This window comes from Nitrospina gracilis Nb-211 (assembly GCF_021845525.1).
In the GTDB taxonomy this organism is placed as follows: Bacteria; Nitrospinota; Nitrospinia; order Nitrospinales; family Nitrospinaceae; genus Nitrospina; species Nitrospina gracilis_A.
Genome location: NZ_JAKJKD010000001.1, coordinates 3023586 through 3044051, shown reverse-complemented (window position 1 = coordinate 3044051; position 20466 = coordinate 3023586). Strand labels below are relative to the sequence as shown.

The following is a 20466-nucleotide window of genomic DNA, read 5'->3' as shown; positions in this document are numbered from 1 at the left end:
TCACGATTTTCAAACACAAAAAACAGTCGCCCTTTCCGTTCCCTCTGCAGACAGGCAACGACCACCGATCGCAAATCCTCCCCTCCTCATTTAAAAACAAATCAATCCATAGGCCCCTGGCGGACGTTCAGAAGGACCCGGCTCAATCGGGAGGCAAGGGTTTGTATTTGAAATGGGCCCACGGTTCAATAGGCCCCTCGATTCAGGCCGATGGGAAGGGGGATGGAGGCCTGCCAAATCACCGGATTCCCCCCTTCTCCAAAAGGTCGAAAAATCTTTAAAAATAGTTTTGCTTTCCAATTTGAGCAGCCCTATATTTTTTGTGTAACCTCCCTGTTTATGGGGCGTTATCCAAAAGTACGTAGGCCGCGGCGCCTATGGTTTTTTGGTGTTCCTTTTCTTTGCTTGATCGAGACAAAATGGGAACGCTGAAAGGCACGACCAGGATGCGGGCAACCCAAATTGGATTCTCCGTCAAGAAATTTAAAAACGCCTGAACAGGCAACTTTATTTTTTCTGGAGAATGAGACCCATGTCCAAGACCATGCGCAGTGCAAAACACGAAACCGAAAAGTCCATCAAACAGCCGCCGATGAAACCGTCTACGCCTAAACCGTCCAAGCCGAAACCGGTGAAAGGCAAATAACGGAATTACCGGACAGCAGTAAACCGGGGAGGTGGAATCCTGGGCCACCTTGCCCGGTTTTTTTGTTTTTTGCGAAGCCGCCAGCAGCGGACACAACCATTCCTCCTTTTTAAGAAACGAATCGCTCCCATAGAATCTCCGTCAACGCCCGGAAAGCGGACACCGTATGCGTCCACGGATTTTCGTTCGCCCGCGGAGCCATGCCCCGTTGGCCCTCCGTGCGATGGCGTTGTTTCTCGGTCATTTAGAAGCTCTTTTGCCTTGTCTTGGTGCGGGGGCTGTGATAGTCTATCTGGAAGCCCTCTATTCGGCCTTGATGCGGCGCAAGCCGTTTGTTTGTAATCATTTATCTCGCACGTCTCTGGACTGGACCAGGGGTGACCCGGTGGGTCCTGCCCGAACATGGCGGCGGCGAAGCCTTGTGGATTCGCGGTCGCGGCCGCTTTTTGGCGGCAGGCAGGGAGTTCCCCAACAGGTTCCTGGTACGGGAAGAAGGAGGCGGAGGCTCAACCATTCGCAATTAGGAGTTTTGTTTCATGGCAAACATCGCAGTCAAAGAATTACTGGAAGCCGGGGTTCACTTCGGGCATCAGACCACCCGCTGGAATCCCAAGATGAGAGACTATATTTTTGGTGCCCGAAACGGCATTCATATTATCGACCTGCAGAAAACCATTCACAAGTTCCGCGACGCGGAGAAGTTTGTGGAGAACCTGACGCAGCAGGGCAAGAAGATTCTGTTCGTCGCCACCAAAACGCAGGCCAAGGAACTGATCGCGGACGAAGCCACCCGCGCCAACATGTTCTACATCAACCAGCGCTGGCTGGGCGGCACGCTGACCAACTTCCAGACCATTCGCAAGAGCATCGACCGCCTGCTGGAACTGGAGCGCATGGAAGAAGAAGGCAAGTTCGCCCTGCTTCATAAAAAAGAAGCCCAGCAGAGGCGCAAGGAAATCGAAAAGCTCAATAAATTCCTGCAGGGCATCAAGACCATGAAGGACCTGCCCGATGCCGTGTTCATCGTGGACACGCGCAAGGAACGCATCGCGCTGGCCGAGGCCAACAAGCTGAATATTCCCGTGGTGGCGATCGTGGATACCAACTGCGATCCGGACGGCATCGACTACCTGATCCCGGGCAACGACGACGCCATCCGGTCAATCAGCCTGTTCACGAAGCGGCTGGCGGACATCGCCATCGAAGGTCACGAGATGTACAAGGCGAAGCAGAAGGACAAGAGGGAAGAAGCGGAAGCGAGCGCCCAAAAGGGCGATGCAAAAGCAGACTCCCAGTCCGACAAGAAAGAGGACACCGCTGCTTCCAAAGCCAAGACGGACACCAAGCCGAAGGCGGAGAAATCCATCCCCGCCTGACCAATCCGGCCTCGGGGCGCTTCCGGCCTGCCTGAGGCCAGCCAGAGCAAACGAAATCTTATCGACCGGTCCGGCCGGCGGCCCGCAACCCCGGCTGACTTTCAGCCGCGGGGTCATGTCCGCCCGCGCCCGGACCCGGGTCGTGCACACATCGAAAACCCGGACTCAACAGATCCAGACAACACAGGAGAGGCATCACAATGGAAGTGACAGCAGACATGGTCAAAACCCTGCGCGAAAAATCCGGCGCCGGGATACTGGAATGCCGCAACGCGCTCAAGGAAACCAGCGGCGATATTGAAGAAGCCATCACCTTTCTGCGCAAGAGGGGCATGGCCAAGGCGGACAAGAAGGGCGACCGCACCACCGGCGACGGTGCCATAGGCACCTACATCCACCCCGGCGCCAAGATCGGCGTGCTGGTGGAGCTGAACTGCGAGACTGATTTCGTCGCCAAGAATGACGAGTACCAGGCTCTGCTGAAAGACATCGCGATGCACATCGCCGCCGCCAAGCCGCGCTTCACCTCGCGCGACGACGTCACGCAGGACGTGCTGGACAAGGAACGCGAGATCTTCGCCCACCAGGCGCGGGAATCCGGTAAGCCGGAAAACGTGATCGACAAAATCGTGGACGGCAAGATGAGCAAGTTTTTCGAGGAAAACTGCCTGCTCGACCAGCCCTTCGTGAAAGACACGTCCATCACCGTGCAGGAGTTGATCAAGCAGAAGATCGCCACGCTGGGCGAGAACATCACCGTGGGTGGGTTTTCCCGTATGGAAATCTCTAAATGAGTGACGATACGGAACCGGCGAAAGCACATTACAAACGCATCCTGCTGAAGCTGGGCGGAGAAAGCCTGGCGGAGGCGGGAGGCTTCGGCATCGATCAGAAAGCCCTGCAGAGCATCGCGGAGGAGATCGCCGAAGCCAAAAAACTCGGTGTGCAGATCGCCATCGTCATCGGCGGCGGCAACATTTTGCGCGGCGCCACCGCCAGCAACCTGGGGATGGAGCGCGTCACTGCCGACTACATGGGCATGCTGGCCACGGTGATCAACGCCATGGCCCTGCAAAGCGCGCTGGAACAGGCGGGCGTGCCAACCCGCGTGCTGACGGCGCTGGACATCCGCCAGGTGGCGGAACCCTACGTCCGCCGCCGCGCCATCCGTCATCTCGAAAAAGACCGTATCGTCATCTTCGCCGCGGGCACCGGCAACCCTTACTTCACCACCGACACCGCCGCCAGCCTGCGTGCCATCGAGGTCGAGGCCGAAGTCATCTTCAAAGCCACGAAGGTGGATGGCGTCTATTCCGCCGACCCGATGATCGACTCCACCGCGGTCAAGTTCGAACAATTGACGTACCTCGAAGTTTTGAAAAAAGGGCTGAAGGTGATGGACTCCACTTCCGTCAGCCTGTGTATGGACAACAAACTACCCATGGTCATTTTCAACGTCAGCAATCCGGATGCAATCAAGCGCGCGATCATGGGCGAATCCATTGGAACCCGGGTGGGGGCGAGCTGATACATGGACAATTTACTCAAAGATTCCGAACGCAAAATGAAAGCGACCATCGACCACCTGCACCAGGAATTCGGCAAGGTGCGCACCGGCCGCGCTTCGGTGGCGCTGGTCGAGGATATCAAGGTGGAGTTTTACGGCAACCCGACGCCGCTCAGCCAGACAGCGACGTTGTCCACGCCGGACAGCCGCACCATCGCCATCGCGCCGTGGGACCCGACGATGTTGCCGGTGATCGAAAAGGCCATCACCGCATCCGACCTCGGTCTCAACCCGTCGAACGACGGCAAGATGATCCGCCTCAACATCCCGCCGCTCACCACGGAGCGCCGCCAGCAGATGACCAAGATCGTGCGCAAGTACGCGGAGGAGGCGAAGATTTCCATCCGCAACATCCGCCGCGACTTCAACGACAAGATCAAGGCGATGGAAAAGGAAAGCACCATCTCGAAGGACGACGAGAAGCGGGGCCACGACCAGATCCAGAAGATGACGGACAAGTACGTTGAAGAGGTGGACAAGGTCGCCGAGTCCAAGGAAAAAGATGTGATGGAAGACTGACCGTTGCCGTATAATGGTCGCACCGGGCATGCCCGCACCGGCTGGGCCCGCCCGGCGAACCGGTACCTTTCGGAGGCGTCGTCCTTGTACAAATCCCCACTCATGGATCAGATCGATTTCAACCGTCTGCCGCGGCACATCGCCATCATTATGGACGGCAACGGGCGCTGGGCGAAGAAGAGCTTCATGCCTCGCGTGGAAGGCCACCGCCAGGGGGTCAAGTCGGTTGATCACATCGTCACCCTCTGCACGGAGATGCACATCCCCGCGCTCACCCTTTATTCCTTCTCCGACGAAAACTGGAACCGCCCGCGCACCGAGATCAACGCGCTCATGAAAATCCTCGACCAGTACCTGCACAAGGAACTGGAACGGATGAAGCGCGAGAACATCCGCTTCAACACCATCGGCCGCGTGTACGAACTGCCCGCTGATATTCAGAATCTCATCCAGCACGCGAAAGATTACACGGCGGACAACGACGGTCTGGTGCTGACACTCGCCTTGAGTTACGGCGGGCGACAGGAAATCCTCGATGCGGTACGCAAGATCGTCAAGCAGGTGCAGGAAGGGCAACTGCGTTATGAGGACATCGACTTCCCCGTTCTGGAAGCGAGCCTGGCGACGCACGGCCTGCCGGAACCGGACCTGCTCATCCGCACCAGCGGCGAGTTGCGCATCAGCAACTTCCTTCTCTACCAGATCGCGTACACGGAGTTGCACTACACCGACGTGCTGTGGCCGGAGTTCCGCGAAGACGACCTGTTGAAAGCCATCATCGATTTCCAGAAACGCGAACGCCGCTTCGGCATGATCGGCGACCAGATCGTCCAAGCCTAACTGGCCAGCGGCCAGTGGCAACATTCCCAATTCGTGAGTCGGGGTTTCGCCAAGACCTGCTAGCGAACGATGGTCCGCAGACCCGGCCGGGAGCGAACGAGACCAGCGCTTGAGTCTGCGAACATCACAACATTTATCAGCACACGATGATCGGCGGGCCAGCGGCCCGTGGCACCGTTCCCAATTTATTTCCACTCCAGACAACATTGATCACAGTTAATAATTCAAAGTTTCAATTTTCGGAAGCCACCCAACCATGAAACGCATCCTGAGCGCACTCGTTCTGATCCCCATCGTGCTGGGCATCGTGCAGTACGGATCGCTGGAGCTGTTTTCCATTCTGGTGCTGGGCGCGGTGGTGGCGGGCTGGTTCGAATACTCACGCATGCTGGGGGCCATGGGCACGCCCGGTTTTCACAAGCTGGGTCTCGCGTTGTGCGTGCTGCTCACCCTGTGTTTTTACATCAACGGGTTTTACCTGATCTGGCTGGCCGCGGCGCCTTTGGTTTTGCTCCTCCACGCGCTCACACAGGGTCCCATCCTGAAACACAATCTGGATCAAACGGGCTACACCTTCCTCGGCGTGGGCTATGTTGCCGGCCTGATGAGCTTTTTCATCCTGATCCGGGCGCTGGAGCCGGGGCATTTCATGATCTACTTCCTGTTTCTGGTGATCTGGGGAAGCGACAGTGCCGCTTACTACGTCGGCAGGAGCATTGGAAAAACCCGGCTTGCGCCGGAAATCAGCCCCGGCAAGACGGTGGAAGGGAGCCTCGGCGGGCTCTTGGGCGGGGTGCTCGGCGGCCTCATCGCGAAGTATGGGTTCTGGCACGAATTGGCTTTAAACCATTGTTTGATTATGGCGTTATTTTGCGGTATCATCGGGCAATTCGGAGATCTCGTGGAATCGATGTTCAAACGCGCCGCGGGCGTGAAAGATTCGGGCACGCTGATTCCCGGACACGGAGGGGTTTTAGACCGGCTGGACAGTCTCATGTTCGCCGGACCGGCTTTCTACTGCTATGAAATTCTCATACGCAGTCCCCTTCCCGTTTGATTGTTTTCTTATGCAAGGCATAACGACGCGCGTTTCACCCTGCCATTCGGCTCGAGTTGTCATCAGGGGTTCTCACATGAAAAAAATTTCGATACTGGGATCGACGGGTTCCATCGGCGCCAACACTCTGGATGTTATTGAACGCAACCCGGACCGGTTCCAGGTGGTCGCGCTCGCGGCCTGCAGTAATGTGGAGGGGATCGCCGAGCAGGCGCGCCGGTTCCGTCCCAAACTGGTTTCGCTGTTCGACACCAGCAAGGTGGATGCCCTGCGGAAACAACTCAAGGGTTTGAACATCGAAGTCGTTGCAGGGCAGGCGGGTTCCATCCAGGCCGCCACTCTGCCGGAGGCGGACATGGTGGTCTCCGGCATGGTCGGGTGCGCGGGGCTGGTGCCCACGTACAGCGCGCTCAAGGCGGGCAAGGCATTGGCCCTCGCCAACAAGGAAACGCTGGTGGTGGCGGGCAAGTTGATGATGCAGGCGGCGGAAGAGCACGGCTGCCCCATCATCCCGGTGGACAGCGAGCACAGCGCCATCTTCCAGGCGTTGAACGGCGAAAAGTCCGAGCGCATCAAACGCATCATCCTCACTGCGTCCGGCGGACCGTTCCGCACTTTCACTTCCGAACAACTCGATCACGTCACGCGCGAGCAGGCGCTCAAACACCCGAACTGGGACATGGGTGCGAAGATCACCATCGACTCGGCCACCATGATGAACAAAGGGCTCGAGTATATCGAAGCCAAGTGGCTGTTCGGGCTGGAAACGCAGGTGGACATTCTGGTCCACGCGCAGAGCATCATTCATTCGCTAATCGAATTCGTGGACACGTCGGTGATGGCGCAACTCGGCATGCCGGACATGCGCGTTCCCATCTCGTATGCGTTGTCGTACCCGGACCGCATCGAGTGCGACCTGCCGTCGCTTGATCTCGCGCAGTTGGGCACGTTGACGTTCGAGGCGCCGGACTTCCAGCGCTTCCCCTGCCTGCAATTGGCGCACGACGCGTTGGACATCGCGCAGACCATGCCCGCCGTGCTCAACGCCGCCAACGAGATTGCCGTGCAGGCCTTCCTCGACGAGCTCATCCCGTTCAAGGACATTCCCGAAATCATCCGCATGACGCTGAACAACCACAAGCCAACGGCGGTGAACGACATCGAGGATGTTCTGGAAGCCGACCGTTGGGCGCGCGAAGAAACACGCAAGCTGGTCACCGTGGCCCACTGAACTTCGTGAACGCCGCGTTCCCCATCCCAATTCACCTGCAACCGGTTTTCCCCACCCCATTCGCAACGTGCGGAGGTCAACGTGTTTCGTATTGGTAACGGTTACGACGTGCACCGCCTGGTCGAAGGCCGCAAGCTGATTTTGGGCGGCGTCGAAATTCCGCACACGCTCGGGCTGGACGGCCACTCGGACGCCGACGCGTTGTTGCACGCGCTCTGCGATGCCTTGCTGGGCGCATGCGGGCTGGGCGACCTGGGGCATCACTTCCCCGACACCGACGACCAGTACAAAGGCATCTCCAGCCTCATCCTGCTGGAGAAGGTGAACGCCTCGCTCCGCGCCAAAGGATTTCACGTGGTCAACACCGACGCCACCCTCGTTGCGCAGAAACCGAAGCTCGCGCCGTACATCGACCGGATGCGGGAGAACATCGCCCGCACGCTGGGCATCGACGTCTCTCAGGTGAACGTGAAAGCCACCACCACGGAAAAACTCGGTTTCGCCGGACGGGAGGAAGGCCTTGCCGCCTATGCCGTCGCGCTCATCGAATCCCGCTGACGTCTTTTCATTTAACCACGCCAAATTCAGTTGCTTTTAAAGCCCTGCCCGATCCGGCTTTCCATTGCAAATCGCCATTCATTCGTTTTCTGCCTTTAGTATCTCGGATAAACCAAAACCTCCAAGACACCCGCCTGGGATTTTGATATAACGAGATATTTATTTTCGCGGAAATTCCCTTTACATTAAGGAAATGGAGGAGTGTCCTCAGCCTTGAGGAGAGCGAATTCCACGGGGCAAAGGGAGCGAAGACCGAACAGATTCGGACCGGCCCACGGCCGGTTCCGCATGAGGTTTATTCATAAGGGGAGAGGGAACATGAACTTGAAACGCATTGCTGTTCTGATTGTGTTGGCAGGGATGTTGATGATGCTCACGTCATGCAGTCTGTACACGCCACTGTCGCAACCCTCGGGATCGGCGTTGCAGTTGAAGATGGACAAGCAGGATTACACCATCCTCGGTGTGGGCAGTGGGACCGCCTGCTCGAGCTTCTTCTTCGGGTTTCCGTCCGGCGAGCAGACTTACCAGCAGGCGGTGAACCAGGCCGTGCAGTCGCGTAACGGCGACCTGCTGATCCAGACTTCCGCCGACCTGGAGCAGAACTACTTTCCACTTCCGTTCTTTTATTTCTGGAGCCAGTCCTGCGTGACCGTGCAGGGACTGGTCATCAAACTCAACGCATGACCGGCGACTGCGGTTTGCGTGAACGATTATGAACCTTCAGCAGGGTGCAGGACCATGACTGGCACTGTTTGGAAACGCATACAAGGGATTTTCATTCTTGGCATCGCCGTCATCCTGGCGGGGGGCGGTTGTGCGGCGTCGTTCAAGACGACGTCTTTGAAGGAAAACTACCAACTGCCTCCAGACAAGCTGGCCGAGATTCTGGAGCACCACCTGAGCGACAGGCAGTACACCTTCACCAAAAAGGCGCTTGAAAGCGGCGAGACCGTTTATGAAATCGAGACGACCGGTGATCTGGCTGGAAATTCCGTGGGCTGGGCGGGCGTGGCTTCCAACACCGACATCACGCTGACCCTCTCCGGCAAGAACGGCAACCGGTCGTTCATCTCCATGACCGCGGAGAAGAGCAACCCCATGATCGAGGGCGAACCGTACCTGGAAGCGAAGGCGTTGCTGGAAGACCTGCGGGTTCGGGTGAAGGAGGAATACGGCAACGGCACCGTGGTGGCGCAGGCGCCCGCTCCTTCCAACGGCGGCAAGATGAAGATCAAGATTTCGTTTCCGCCGTTCGACTTCCAGACCGAAGACGACCACGTTCTGTTGTCGGGAAGCATCGAGGCCAACGCCGAGATCAAGGACATGCAGATTTTGTTGAACGGGGAGAAACTGCCGCAGACGCGCGACCTGTCCATCGTGCAGGGCACCAAGGGCAGTGCCTTTTCGCGTAACGTGGAGTTGAAGGAAGGCAAGAACATCATCGTCATCAACGCGGTCGATGAATCCGGACAGGTGAAACAGCACGTCATGCACGTCACCCGCACCGCGCCGGGCCAGGCCCCGGCGGAGTTGTCGGCGGATTTCAAGGGCCAGCGCTGGGCCGTGGTGGTGGGCGTGTCGCGCTACGAGCATTCGCAGAAGGGCATCCCCAACCTGCGCTACGCCGACGCCGACGCGCGCTTGTTCTATGAATTTCTGAAATCGCCGCAGGGCGGCGGTTTTGCCGACGATCACATCGTCTTTCTTGAAAACGAGAAGGCGACGCTGGCGGAGTTGAAGCGCGCGCTGTTCGATTTTCTCGGCAAGGCCATCCGCGAGGATCTCGTGGTGGTGTACTTCGCCGGTCACGGTGCGCCGGATCCATTGAACCCGAGCAACCTGTTCCTGCTCACGCACGACACCGATCCCGAACAGATGCGCTCGACGGCGTTCCCCATGTGGGATTTGCAGACGGCGCTGGAACGGTTCATCCCCTCGGAGCGCGTGGTGGTGCTGGTCGATGCCTGTCACAGTGCGGGCGTGGGCGACGAAATCACCACCCGCAACATCGGCGACGAGAACATCATCAACCGTTACCTGCTGGAGTTGAGCAAGGCGGGCAAGGGCCGGGCCATTTTCACCGCGTCGGAGTCGGGCGAGCTGTCGCATGAGTCGCCGGAATGGGGCGGCGGGCACGGCGCCTTCACCTGGTTCATGCTGGAAGGCTTGCAGGGTCCGGCGGATACGGACAGCGACAGCATCGTGTCCCTGGGCGAGATGATTGACTACACCTCCGAGCAGGTGCGCCGTGCCACCAAGAGTGGCCAGCACCCGGACACCTCCGGCCGCTTCGACCGCAACCTGCCGATGGCTGTTCTCACCACCCCCGGCTCCTGACACGCGCGGCGTACAGTGAACGGGGCCAGTCACCCGGAAACGACGAACCGTATTGGAAACCCTCCTCTGAATCAGAGGAGGGTTTTCTTATGACGGCAGACCTTGCTAGCCAGACCCCGGAACGACAAAATGCCTGAAAAACTGGCTTTCAGGTCCCCTCGCTTCCCCGGTTGTGCAACGCCCCGCCTTTTGTTATAATTATTTAATTCTAAAAAATTCAACCATTTACCCATTGGATAACATGACAGATTCGGTTCCGGTTCCCGGATTGCGGACGGGTTGGTTTGGTGTGGTGGCACTGGTTTTCATCATCGGGTTGGTGGGCTGTGCCTCCTCCATCACGCCGAGGGAAAAACTGGATGCGCGCAAACGCTACAACGACGCGCAGAAATACAACACGCTCAACATGCGGGACAAGTATTACCAGGAGCTGTTTGAGATCGTCAAGCAGGTTCCCGACGACCCGTTTTACCGCGTGGCGCTGGGCGCGGCGTATTTCAAGGACCGCAAGTACGCGCAGGCGGAGAAGTCGTTTCTGCGAGCCGTCCAACTGAATTCGGAGTACATGCAGGCCTACCAGTATCTCGGCCGCCTGTACATGGAAACGGAAAAGTGGGACCGCGCCATTGTGTACCTGAACAAGTCGCTCGAGGCGAGCAAACTGCTCAACCCGCAACAGTTGTACAACTGGCTGGCGTTCAGTTACTACCAGAACGGGCAGTACAACGAGGCCGAACGCACCTGGCAGAAGGCATTGGACATCAAGGACAACGACCAGATTCGCGTCAACCTGGCACTGGCGTACAAGAAAGCCGAGCAGTACGAGCTGGCCTACAAGAGTTTTTTGAAAGCGGTGGAACTGAATCCGCAATCGGCCCGGGCGCATTTCGAGCTCGGGCAGTTGTTGTTTGACGAAGGGGATTATCTTCGCGCGCGTCCGTACCTGCAGGAAGCGATCAACCTGCAACCGTTGAGTGAGAACGCCCGCACCGCCAAAGCCATGTTGAACCGTATGAAAACCTCTCCCAAGAAATAAGCATGGAAGACAGTTTCGGCCACTATCTGAAACACCAGCGGGAGTTGCGTGGCATCAGTCTGGATGACATCGCCAACGCCACCCGCATTCCCGCCCGCCATCTGGAGGCGTTGGAAGAAGACCGCTTTGACGATCTGCCGGCGGAGGTGTTCATCAAAGGCTACATCCGCAGTTATGGTGAGGCCCTGGGTGTCGATGCCAACGAACTGTTGACGGCGTACGAGGAGCGCATTGGCAAAGGGCGGCGGGAAGTGCGCGAGAAATCATTGAAGGAAGCCGTTCAACGGGAGCACAAGAAATCGTTCTGGCAGACGCAGATGAAGCTGGTGGGGTTCATCGTTGGGTTGGGCCTTGTGGGCTGGCTGGTTTGGGCCATTCTTCAGTCCCAGCCGTCCACCGGACCTCAGGAAGCGAACGCCCCGGTTTCCGGAGTGACGGAGAAAGAGGTTTCTTCAGGCACCACCGGCACCCAGCCCGTCATGGGGTCTGGTCCGCAACCCGGTCCTCCCCCGGAGGGAGGCGAAGCCCCGCCTCCACCCGGTTCGGGAATGGAATCCAGCGGCGCTCAACCCCCCAGTCCCACTGAATCCCCAGAGGGATTGGATATCGTTCCCGGGGAAAATAAGATTTCGCAATCGGAAAATGGTGGTATAATAAACGACCTGCAAGATCAAATAGTTCCGACAAACCGAAGCGTACTGGAAACACCGGGTTCGAAGCAGACCGGGGGATTTTCTCTGGAAATCCGTGCCAGCGAAAAAGCCTGGTTCCACATGATCGTGGACCGGGAGACTGAAAAAGATTTCACCCTGCAACCGGGCGAGCGCATTGTGTTGCGCGCCGATGAACAGATTCTTGCCGATATCGGAAACCGGAATGGGTCGGAATTTTGGTTGAACGGGAAAAAGCTGGAACTGCCGGGGACGCGCAATGTGATCCTCGACTTCGTATTCAAAGCCGAACTGGTAGAATGACCTATGGCCAAAATCGACGCCTTCTTCAAACTGATGAACGAGCAGGGTGCCTCCGACTTGCATCTCGTGGCCGGGTCCCAGCCGGTCCTGCGTATTCATGGCGACATGGAACGCGTGAAGTACAAGGTTCTTGAAAACGACGAGCTGAAAGCGATCCTTTACGAGATCGCGCCGGAAGACAAGATCAAGGTATTTGAAGAAACCGGTGACATCGACTTCGCATACGAAGTGCCGGGCCTGGCGCGTTACCGCGCCAACTACTTTCAGCAGAAGTGGGGCGTCGGCGCGGTGTTCCGCGAAATTCCCAGCACCATCCTGACGGCGGAACAGCTTGGCCTGCCGTCGGTGCTCACCAAGCTGGCCATGTTGCACAAGGGCATGGTGCTGGTGACGGGTCCCACCGGTTCCGGCAAGTCCACCACGCTGGCGGCGATGATGGACTACGTCAACAAGAACAAGAAGGCGCACATCATCACCGTCGAAGATCCCGTCGAGTTCGTGCACAAAAGTGCGAGCTGCGTGGTGAACCATCGCGAAGTGGGCGTGCATACGAAAAGTTTCAAAGCCGCATTGAAAGGCGCGTTGCGCGAAGACCCGGACATCATCCTGGTCGGCGAGATGCGCGACCTCGAAACCATCGAATTGGCGCTGGAGGCCGCCTCCACCGGTCACCTCGTGTTCGGCACCCTGCACACGCAGAGCGCCGCCAAAACCGTAGACCGCGTCATCGACGTGTTTCCCGCGAACCAGCAGGCGCAGATCCGCACCACCCTGTCCGAAAGTTTGAAAGGCGTTGTGGCGCAGAACCTGTTCAAGCGCGTGGACAAGAAAGGACGCCTGGCGGTGCTGGAAGTGCTGGTAGTGACGCCCGCCACCTCGAACCTGATTCGCGAGGGCAAAACGTTCCAGATTCCATCGGTCATTCAGACCGGAAAAAAATACGGCATGCAGTCCTTGGACGACGCCATTCTGGAAGCGTTGCAGGCGAAGAAGATCAGTGCGGAAGATGCATACGACAAGGCGATCGTCAAAGAGCGGTTTGTGCAGTACCTGAAAACGCCGCCGGAATTCATTTAAGTCCGCTTCAGGGGTGCGACCATGAGAAAAGCCGAAATCGACCACATCCTGACCACGATGCTGGAATCGTTCGGAAACATCTCCGACCTCAACATCACCGTAGGCAAACCATTCCAGGTGGAGAACTCGGGCCAATTGACGGAAGTGCCCATGCACCCGCCGATCCCGAAGATCACCGCGTTTCAGGCGGAGATCTTCGCGCTGAACCTCATCGGCGCCGACCGTCGTTTGAATGAAATTCTTCTGCGCGAAGGGTCCTGCGACTGCTCCTATTACATCCCCGGCAAGGCACGGTTCCGCGTCAACATCTTCTCCCAGCGGGGCAACTACAGCATCGTTCTGCGTAAACTGGAAACGCGCATTCCGTCGATCGAGGATTTGAAACTGCCGCCGCAGTTCGCCAACGCGGCGGAAGAGAAGAACGGCATGGTGCTGGTCACCGGCGCCACCGGTTCCGGTAAATCCACCACGCTGGCCGCCCTGCTCAACAAGATCAACCACGACAAGTCGGTGCACATCATCACGCTGGAGGATCCGGTGGAGTTCGTGCATCCGCACCTGAAGTCCACGTTCAACCAGCGGGAGCTGGGCGGCGATTTCAACAATTTCGCCACGGGCCTGCGCGCCGCTCTGCGCCAGGCGCCGAAGGTCATCCTGGTGGGCGAAATGCGCGACCGGGAAACGGTGGAGATCGGCATGAGCGCCGCGGAGACGGGTCACCTGGTCATGAGCACCCTGCACACCGTGGATGCGGGTCAGACCATCAACCGCATCGTCGGCATGTTCTCGCAGGAAGAAGAACAGCAGATCCGCATTCGTCTCGCCGACACCGTACGCTGGGTCATCAGTCAGCGGCTGGTGCCGAAGGCGGGCGGCGGGCGCATCGCGCTCCTGGAAATCATGAACAACAACATGCGCATCAAGGACACCATCCTGAACGGCGAGGAAGAAGGCAAAACCTATTACGACATCATCCGCGACGGCGACGCCTACGGCATGTGGACCTTCGACCAGCACATCATCAAGCTTTACCGCGAAGGGCTCATCACGCAGGAAACGGCTTTGGCCTACGCTTCGCGGCGCAACGTGGTGGCGCGCGGCATCGACTCCATCAAGTCCGAGCGCGGCGAGGCGACGACGGATATCGAAGAGCTGGCGTTGGACGATTCCTACGACAAGGAAACGGGGTTTGCCAAAAAGAAAAAGTTGCGGAAATGAAGCGGTCCCCAATGAGGAGAGAGTGAATGCAGGTCACCTGTAGCCAGTGCAGCAAGGCGATCAATATTCCGGATGAAAAGGTGCCGAAGGACCAGGCCTTCAACCTGACTTGCCCGTCCTGCAAGACGAAGAACCGCGTGGACCAGCATCTCAGGCAGGAGGAGGAAGAAGAGGACGAAGGCCTGGAAGCCATGATGATGGTGACGGACGAGGCCTTTGAAGAGGACGAAGCGCCGCCCATTTACGAGGAAGGCGACAAGATCGCGCTCATCATGGATCCGAAGAATTACGATGCCATCGCCCAGGTGCTGACCGACTTCGGGTACAAGCTGGAGACGGCCAAATCCCCCGAACACGGCGCCCACAAACTGAAGTTCTTTCATTATCATGTGGTCATGTTTCATGAACGGTTTGGCGGGGAGGAACTGGAAGACAGCGCCCTGTACAAGTATGTTTTGAACATGCCCATGAGCCTCCGGCGGAAAACATTCATCGCTCTGATCGGGAAGGAATTCAAGTCCACCGACAACATGGAAGCCTTTGCCTACAGCGTCAACCAGGTGATCAATGAGAAGGACTTTGACAAGTTGGATGTCATTTTGAAAAAGGGCATATCAGACAACGAAATCTTCTATAGAATCTATCGCGAGACTATGGACGTTCTTGGAAAAGTGTGATTATGGGTTTAAAAGACACTCCGACAATTCAGCGATACGCGGATGGAGATATCATCGTCTCGGAAGGAATTGTCAGCAACAATGCATTCATCATCATTGAGGGCAAGGTCAACGTCACCAAGAAGGTGGACAAGAAAAGCGTGTTGATCAACACTCTCAAGGCAGGGGACGTGTTCGGCGAAATGGGTTTGATTTCCCAGACGGTTCGGAGCGCCAGCGTGGTGGCGGTGGGCAACGTGACCATCGGGGTGATTGAAAAGGAACAGTTCAATCACCTGGTCGAGCAGTTGCCGGACGACGTGCGCCTGGTGGTCAAAGCGTTGGTGGACCGCCTGAGATTTACCAGCGAACAACTGTCGCGCATCGGTCTGGAATTGGAAAAAACGCGCAGCGTCATCTCCTCCTTTTCGATTAATCAATAAGGGGACGGAAAGAAGCCATGCCAACTTTTACTTACAAAACGACGGTAAAAGGTAAAACCCAAACCGGCGAGATCGAGGCCGAAAACGAGCAGGGCGCCCGGGTAAAGCTGAAGCAGAAAAACATTCGCGTCGACAGCCTCAAGCCCAAATCCTCCTTCTTTTCTCTGGGTGTCGGAGGCGGCGGCAAGAAAAAACAGAAAATCACGGAACGCGACGTCGTTATCTTCACCCGTCAGTTTTCCACCATGGTGGACGCGGGCCTGCCGCTGGTGCAGTGCCTGGAAATCCTCGGCAAGCAGTCGGACAACAAAACGTTCGGCGATATCATTATGGACGTGAAAAACAGCATCGAACAGGGCACCAACCTGTCCGATTCCATGCGTCGCCACCCCAAAGTGTGGGATGCCTTGTACTGCAACCTGGTGGAAGCCGGTGAAGCCGGCGGTATCCTGGACACCATTCTGTCCCGCCTTGCGGCCTATATCGAAAAATCGCTGGCGCTCAAGAAAAAAGTGAAATCGGCCATGGTGTATCCCGGCGCCATCGTCACCGTCGCGTTTGTCGTCGTGGCTTTTCTTATGATCTTCGTCATCCCCGCCTTCGCCACCATGTTCGAGGGCAGTGGCGCGGAATTACCGGGACCGACGGCGATCGTCATGATGGTCAGCAACTTTTTCCAGAACCAGTGGTATGTCATCATCGGCGGACCCATTCTGTTCGGCATCATCTTCAAGCGGGTGTACGCCACCGAAAAGGGAAAGGTGGAAATCGACCGGTTCGCGCTGAAGCTCCCTGTATTCGGCATGCTCATCCGCAAAGTGTCGGTGGCCAAATTCACCCGCACCCTGGGCACCCTGCTTTCCAGCGGTGTGCCGCTGATCGACGCCATGGACATCTGCGCCCGCACCTCCGGAAACAAGATCGTTGAGCGCGCGATCCTCAACACCATCGAATCCATCAAGGAAGGTGAAACCATCGCCGCCCCGCTGTCCCGCGAAGATGTGTTTCCACCGATGGTCATTCAGATGATCGACGTCGGTGAATCCGCCGGTGCGTTGGACGGCATGCTGATCAAAATTGCCGATTTTTATGATGAAGAAGTGGACACCGCTGTAGAAGGGTTGACCGCACTCCTCGAGCCGATGCTCATGGTGTTCCTCGGTTCGGTGGTCGGTTTCATCGTCGTTGCCATGTATCTGCCCATCTTCAAAATGGGTGAAAACTTCTAGGCGGTATCCGGTGCCTCCCCGGCACCCGCATAAGGCGAACGAAGGGGCAACCGGGTCCGGTTTCACCGGAACCCGACGACATTGAGGAGACCATGTTGACGAAACAGGATTATCCTGACAAAGAACTCCTCCTCCGTGTCAAGACGATCATGGTCATCCGTGTCGTGTTTTTGACCGGATTCGTCGTCTTGGCCCTTGCCTTCGAACGCAACGCCCGTTACGAAACCCCCATCATTCCCCTCAGCATCGTGCTGGGTAGCGCTTACTTCCTGTGCATCGTGTATGCTCTGATGTTGAGGATGAAGATGCCGCTCGTGTGGGTGGCGTGGGCGCAGGTGCTGGGTGATCTCGCCACCATCGGCGGGTTGATCTTCACCACCGGCGGCATTGAAAGCCCGTTATCCTTCGTTTTTCTGTTCGCCATCATCGCCACCAGCGTCATGTTGCCGCGGAGCGCGGTGTACATGGCGGCATCGGGAGCCAGCATCATCTATGGCCTGCTGGTGGATCTGGAATATTTCAATGTCATCCGGCCGATTTATTTTTTCCAGAAATCCAACATCTCTTATCAGGGCGTGTACGGATTTTATATCATCGCCCTCAACCTGGCTTCGTTTTATTCGGTGGCGTACCTCAGCAGTATCCTCAACCATCGACTGCGCATCATCAACGACGAGCTGCGTAGCAAAAGCCTGGACCTCAAAAAACTTCAGGAATTTCACAAAAACGTCGTGCAGAACATGGTCAACGGCCTGCTCACTACCGACCATGAAGGCCGTGTCACCTCCGTCAACACCGCCTGCGAACAGATCACCGGATGTACCGCCGATCACAGCCTGGGGCGCATGGCGTTCGATCTGCTTCCGGTTCCCGCACTCCGGTCGTTTTTCCTCGACCGCCAATCGGTGCAGTTGCCGGTGACGCTCGAAGGCGAATTCCAACGCAAGGACGGCGAGGTGATCCTGGTGGTCATGAAGATCAGCTCCCTCATCCGGCCCAGCATGGATCCTTTCATGAATGGATTCAAGTCGGAGGGCTACATCGTGGTGCTGGACGACCTGACGGAGTTACGCAAGATGGAAGAAAAGATCCTGCAGTCGGAACAATTGGCGGCGGTGGGGCGGTTCTCCGCCGGGCTGGCGCACGAAATCCGCAATCCGCTGGCTTCGCTCAGCGGTTCCATCCAGGTGCTTCGCGATTCCCTGCAGGTGGAGGATCAATACAAGCGGCTGATGGACATCGTCATCAAAGAAACCGACCGATTGAACTCGATCGTCAAAGACTTCCTGTCGTACTCGCAACAGCGGAAGTCGAAGGCGACGGTCATCGACCTCACTCAACTGTTGCAGGATGTGGTTCTGCTACTCAAAAACAGCAATGAGTACGACTGCTCCATCGACATCGTTTTGGATATGCCGCCGAAACACATTGTCATTCAAAGCGAGGAAGACCAGATCAAGCAGATGGTGTGGAACCTGTGCATCAACGGTATTCAGGCCATGGACAAGGCGGGAGCCATCTGTATCGAACTCAGAGAGGTGAATGGCCACTGCCATCGCGATTTTGAAACCGACCGTAAGGGCGTGTTGCTGGCTGTACAGGATGAAGGGCGCGGTATCCCGTCCGACAAACGCAAACAGATTTTCGATCCTTTCTTCACCACGCGGGAAGAGGGCGTCGGACTGGGACTGGCGACGGTGACCAAGATCGTCCAACGCTTTGGCGGCAATATCGGCGTCGAAAGCGAAGTGGGAAAAGGCACACGGTTCGAAATTTTCCTGCCGCAGGAACGCGCCCTGGTGGGAACCCGCTCTCCCAAACAGGAAAAACGATCTCAAACCCTGTCCCCGAATTGATTTCCCCGTTACATGAAACTCATTTTGTTCTACGCGGAAAAATACATCCACTTTCGTGATCTCATCCATTCCACGCGGCTTTGTGTGTTGCGATGGACTGGGGTTTTCGGCCTGTGCCTTGCGCTGGCCGCCTGCGCCTCCACACAAAAACAACCGGAAATCACCGGCATGGCGGTCATCCCGGCGGGACCATTCACCATGGGGCTCGACATCAACAATGCGGAAGGCTGGGGCGACCCGGACGAACAACCGGTGCACGTGGTTCAGCTCGATGCCTACGCCATCGACCTCTATGAAGTGACGGCGCGTCAGTTCGCCGAGTTTTTGAACGCGCATCCGGAAAAGGCGGAGCACTTCATCGAACTGGGGGACGCGGTGACGGTGGAGAGGGTGGACGGACGCTACCGCGCGCGGCCGGGGCTGGAACGGTTGCCGGTCAACCGGGTGTCATGGTACGGCGCGGATGCTTACTGCCGCTGGGTGGGCAAACGCCTGCCGACGGAGGCGGAATGGGAAAAAGCCGCGCGCGGCACGGATGGCCGCCTGTTTCCGTGGGGTGATGAATTCCCTGCGAACGACCGCGTCACCTTCCGCCGCTCGTTCGCCGAACTGGGTTTTAAAGTGATGGAACCGGTGGATGCGTTGCCGAAGGGCCGCTCGCCTTACGGCCTGCACCATATGGCGGGCAATGTGTGGGAGTGGGTGGGCGACTGGTATGGCCCCGCCTATTACGAACGCTCGCCGGAAAAAAATCCCACCGGACCCGACAGCGGCGACTCGCGCGTTCTGCGCGGCGGCAACTGGTACTTCAAACCCTACTACCTGCGCACCACCTACCGTTTCAACGAAGCCCCGGACGTTTTTAAAGTCTGGCAGGGCTTCCGCTGTGCGGCGAATCGCCGCTGATGGATGGCTCATGCGTTAAAGGCGAATGAGGGTCCGTGGGCGCAATTTTTGGTGAAGCCCGTTTCTTTTTATTCCCCTCTCCTTTTCAAGGAGGGAATTGAGGGGAGGTTACTGATGATTTTTCCTTATTATTTTCCGCCCGCCTGTTTGGCTACGGCCTCCGCCGCTTTCTTCGCGGCTTCGGGGTCGCCCAGGTAATAACTCTTGATCGGCTTCAGGCTCTCGTCCAGCTCGTACACCAGAGGGATGCCCGTCGGGATGTTGAGCTCCACGATGTCGGCGTCGCTGATGCCGTCGAGGTGCTTGACCAAGGCGCGCAGGCTGTTGCCGTGGGCGCAGATGAGCACGCGTTTGTTGGCTTGGATCTCAGGCACGATGGTGTCGTTCCAGTACGGCAGGAAGCGGTCCACCGTGTGCTTCAGTGCCTCGGTTTTCGGCAGGTCGGCAGGATCGACCCCGGCGTAGCGCCGGTCGTTGTGCGGCAGGCGTGCGTCGCCATCCGGCAACGGCGGCGGCGGGATGTCGTAACTGCGCCGCCAGATTTTCACCTGGTCCTCGCCGTGCTGTTCCGCGGTTTCGGTTTTGTTCAGTCCCTGCAGGTTGCCGTAGTGGCGTTCATTCAGCCGCCACGAGCGGTGGACAGGAATCCACATCAGATCGAGTTCGTCGAGCGCGATCCACAACGTGCGGATGGCGCGTTTCAAAACAGAGGTGTAGGCCACATCGAACGTCAACCCGGCCTCGCGGATCAACTGACCCCCCTGCCGGGCTTCCTCGCGGCCCTGGTCGGTGAGGTCCACGTCGGTCCAGCCGGTGAAGCGGTTTTCCAGGTTCCAGGTGCTCTGGCCGTGGCGCATCAAAACCAGTTTATGCATTCGCAAATCCTTGAGAATGGTTTTATGATGGTGTCAGGCGGGCAGGGCCCGCGCCAATAAGG

Annotated in this window: 21 protein-coding genes; 19 read left to right on the top strand and 2 right to left on the bottom strand. The window is 57.5% G+C overall.

From position 1 onward, the window contains the following. Positions 1-337: 337 nt before the first annotated feature. Positions 338-742 (bottom strand): hypothetical protein, encoded by a 405-nt coding sequence (locus tag J2S31_RS14390; protein WP_237099856.1) that lies wholly within the window; start codon positions 740-742, stop codon positions 338-340. A gap of 440 nt (positions 743-1182) precedes the next feature. Between J2S31_RS14390 and rpsB the strand changes: the two genes are divergently transcribed. The 19 genes from rpsB to J2S31_RS14295 all read left to right on the top strand — a co-directional run bounded on the left by rpsB (position 1183) and on the right by J2S31_RS14295 (position 19529). Further along, positions 1183-2022: a 30S ribosomal protein S2 gene (rpsB, locus tag J2S31_RS14385; RefSeq protein WP_237099855.1), complete on the top strand. Its 840-nt coding sequence runs from the start codon at positions 1183-1185 to the stop codon at positions 2020-2022. Between the two features lie 200 nt (positions 2023-2222). Then, positions 2223-2816, top strand: coding sequence for a translation elongation factor Ts (gene tsf / locus J2S31_RS14380; protein WP_237099854.1), 594 nt, complete (start codon positions 2223-2225; stop codon positions 2814-2816). Next, positions 2813-3550: a UMP kinase gene (pyrH, locus tag J2S31_RS14375; protein ID WP_237099853.1), complete on the top strand. Its 738-nt coding sequence runs from the start codon at positions 2813-2815 to the stop codon at positions 3548-3550. Before tsf ends, pyrH begins: the two co-directional genes overlap by 4 nt. 3 nt (positions 3551-3553) lie before the next feature. After that, complete coding sequence (gene frr, locus J2S31_RS14370; protein WP_237099852.1) at positions 3554-4108, top strand: ribosome recycling factor; 555 nt, start codon at positions 3554-3556, stop codon at positions 4106-4108. Positions 4109-4210: 102 nt separating this feature from the next. Beyond that, the gene (locus J2S31_RS14365; protein WP_371831656.1) at positions 4211-4948 is read left to right on the top strand and encodes an isoprenyl transferase; all 738 of its coding nucleotides are present in this window, start codon (positions 4211-4213) and stop codon (positions 4946-4948) included. 256 nt (positions 4949-5204) lie between these two features. Beyond that, positions 5205-6005, top strand: coding sequence for a phosphatidate cytidylyltransferase (locus J2S31_RS14360; RefSeq protein WP_237099850.1), 801 nt, complete (start codon positions 5205-5207; stop codon positions 6003-6005). Between the two features lie 76 nt (positions 6006-6081). Beyond that, a complete protein-coding gene (locus J2S31_RS14355; RefSeq protein WP_237099849.1) occupies positions 6082-7236 on the top strand; it encodes a 1-deoxy-D-xylulose-5-phosphate reductoisomerase in 1155 nt (384 codons plus the stop codon). A gap of 81 nt (positions 7237-7317) precedes the next feature. Beyond that, complete coding sequence (gene ispF / locus J2S31_RS14350) at positions 7318-7794, top strand: 2-C-methyl-D-erythritol 2,4-cyclodiphosphate synthase (RefSeq protein WP_237099848.1); 477 nt, start codon at positions 7318-7320, stop codon at positions 7792-7794. A gap of 318 nt (positions 7795-8112) precedes the next feature. Continuing rightward, positions 8113-8481 carry a hypothetical protein gene (locus J2S31_RS14345; RefSeq protein ID WP_237099847.1) on the top strand — a complete coding sequence of 123 codons (369 nt, stop codon included), beginning with the start codon at positions 8113-8115 and terminating at the stop codon, positions 8479-8481. 54 nt (positions 8482-8535) lie between these two features. Beyond that, positions 8536-10134, top strand: coding sequence for a caspase family protein (locus J2S31_RS14340; RefSeq protein WP_237099846.1), 1599 nt, complete (start codon positions 8536-8538; stop codon positions 10132-10134). 241 nt (positions 10135-10375) lie between these two features. Continuing rightward, positions 10376-11170: a tetratricopeptide repeat protein gene (locus J2S31_RS14335; RefSeq protein ID WP_237099845.1), complete on the top strand. Its 795-nt coding sequence runs from the start codon at positions 10376-10378 to the stop codon at positions 11168-11170. Positions 11171-11172: 2 nt separating this feature from the next. Beyond that, complete coding sequence (locus tag J2S31_RS14330) at positions 11173-12144, top strand: helix-turn-helix domain-containing protein (protein ID WP_237099844.1); 972 nt, start codon at positions 11173-11175, stop codon at positions 12142-12144. A 3-nt stretch (positions 12145-12147) separates the two neighbouring features. Beyond that, positions 12148-13221: a type IV pilus twitching motility protein PilT gene (locus J2S31_RS14325; RefSeq protein WP_237099843.1), complete on the top strand. Its 1074-nt coding sequence runs from the start codon at positions 12148-12150 to the stop codon at positions 13219-13221. A gap of 21 nt (positions 13222-13242) precedes the next feature. Then, complete coding sequence (locus tag J2S31_RS14320; protein ID WP_237099842.1) at positions 13243-14439, top strand: type IV pilus twitching motility protein PilT; 1197 nt, start codon at positions 13243-13245, stop codon at positions 14437-14439. A gap of 26 nt (positions 14440-14465) precedes the next feature. Beyond that, positions 14466-15116 carry a zinc-ribbon domain-containing protein gene (locus J2S31_RS14315; protein ID WP_237099841.1) on the top strand — a complete coding sequence of 217 codons (651 nt, stop codon included), beginning with the start codon at positions 14466-14468 and terminating at the stop codon, positions 15114-15116. Positions 15117-15118: 2 nt separating this feature from the next. Further along, complete coding sequence (locus J2S31_RS14310; protein ID WP_237099840.1) at positions 15119-15538, top strand: Crp/Fnr family transcriptional regulator; 420 nt, start codon at positions 15119-15121, stop codon at positions 15536-15538. A 17-nt stretch (positions 15539-15555) separates the two neighbouring features. Further along, entirely contained in the window at positions 15556-16767 is a 1212-nt protein-coding gene (locus J2S31_RS14305; protein WP_237099839.1) for a type II secretion system F family protein, read from the top strand. Positions 16768-16859: 92 nt separating this feature from the next. Further along, positions 16860-18623 carry a two-component system sensor histidine kinase NtrB gene (locus tag J2S31_RS14300; protein WP_237099838.1) on the top strand — a complete coding sequence of 588 codons (1764 nt, stop codon included), beginning with the start codon at positions 16860-16862 and terminating at the stop codon, positions 18621-18623. Between the two features lie 12 nt (positions 18624-18635). Then, positions 18636-19529: a formylglycine-generating enzyme family protein gene (locus tag J2S31_RS14295; protein WP_237099837.1), complete on the top strand. Its 894-nt coding sequence runs from the start codon at positions 18636-18638 to the stop codon at positions 19527-19529. Between the two features lie 128 nt (positions 19530-19657). Here the strand turns inward: J2S31_RS14295 and gpmA are convergent, their stop codons facing one another. Then, positions 19658-20404, bottom strand: a complete 747-nt coding sequence (gene gpmA / locus J2S31_RS14290; protein ID WP_237099836.1) for a 2,3-diphosphoglycerate-dependent phosphoglycerate mutase — start codon at positions 20402-20404, stop codon at positions 19658-19660. Positions 20405-20466 lie beyond the last annotated feature (62 nt).

Bases quoted from the DNA above. Each gene is read 5' to 3' on its own strand.
- rpsB (WP_237099855.1), top strand. From the start codon at position 1,183: ATGGCAAACATCGCAGTCAAAGAATTACTGGAAGCCGGGGTTCACTTC.
- tsf (WP_237099854.1), top strand. From the start codon at position 2,223: ATGGAAGTGACAGCAGACATGGTCAAAACCCTGCGCGAAAAATCCGGC.
- pyrH (WP_237099853.1), top strand. From the start codon at position 2,813: ATGAGTGACGATACGGAACCGGCGAAAGCACATTACAAACGCATCCTG.
- frr (WP_237099852.1), top strand. From the start codon at position 3,554: ATGGACAATTTACTCAAAGATTCCGAACGCAAAATGAAAGCGACCATC.
- J2S31_RS14365 (WP_371831656.1), top strand. From the start codon at position 4,211: ATGGATCAGATCGATTTCAACCGTCTGCCGCGGCACATCGCCATCATT.
- J2S31_RS14360 (WP_237099850.1), top strand. From the start codon at position 5,205: ATGAAACGCATCCTGAGCGCACTCGTTCTGATCCCCATCGTGCTGGGC.
- J2S31_RS14355 (WP_237099849.1), top strand. From the start codon at position 6,082: ATGAAAAAAATTTCGATACTGGGATCGACGGGTTCCATCGGCGCCAAC.
- J2S31_RS14345 (WP_237099847.1), top strand. From the start codon at position 8,113: ATGAACTTGAAACGCATTGCTGTTCTGATTGTGTTGGCAGGGATGTTG.
- J2S31_RS14340 (WP_237099846.1), top strand. From the start codon at position 8,536: ATGACTGGCACTGTTTGGAAACGCATACAAGGGATTTTCATTCTTGGC.
- J2S31_RS14335 (WP_237099845.1), top strand. From the start codon at position 10,376: ATGACAGATTCGGTTCCGGTTCCCGGATTGCGGACGGGTTGGTTTGGT.
- J2S31_RS14330 (WP_237099844.1), top strand. From the start codon at position 11,173: ATGGAAGACAGTTTCGGCCACTATCTGAAACACCAGCGGGAGTTGCGT.
- J2S31_RS14325 (WP_237099843.1), top strand. From the start codon at position 12,148: ATGGCCAAAATCGACGCCTTCTTCAAACTGATGAACGAGCAGGGTGCC.
- J2S31_RS14320 (WP_237099842.1), top strand. From the start codon at position 13,243: ATGAGAAAAGCCGAAATCGACCACATCCTGACCACGATGCTGGAATCG.
- J2S31_RS14315 (WP_237099841.1), top strand. From the start codon at position 14,466: ATGCAGGTCACCTGTAGCCAGTGCAGCAAGGCGATCAATATTCCGGAT.
- J2S31_RS14310 (WP_237099840.1), top strand. From the start codon at position 15,119: ATGGGTTTAAAAGACACTCCGACAATTCAGCGATACGCGGATGGAGAT.
- J2S31_RS14305 (WP_237099839.1), top strand. From the start codon at position 15,556: ATGCCAACTTTTACTTACAAAACGACGGTAAAAGGTAAAACCCAAACC.
- J2S31_RS14300 (WP_237099838.1), top strand. From the start codon at position 16,860: ATGTTGACGAAACAGGATTATCCTGACAAAGAACTCCTCCTCCGTGTC.
- J2S31_RS14295 (WP_237099837.1), top strand. From the start codon at position 18,636: ATGAAACTCATTTTGTTCTACGCGGAAAAATACATCCACTTTCGTGAT.
- gpmA (WP_237099836.1), bottom strand. From the start codon at position 20,404: ATGCATAAACTGGTTTTGATGCGCCACGGCCAGAGCACCTGGAACCTG.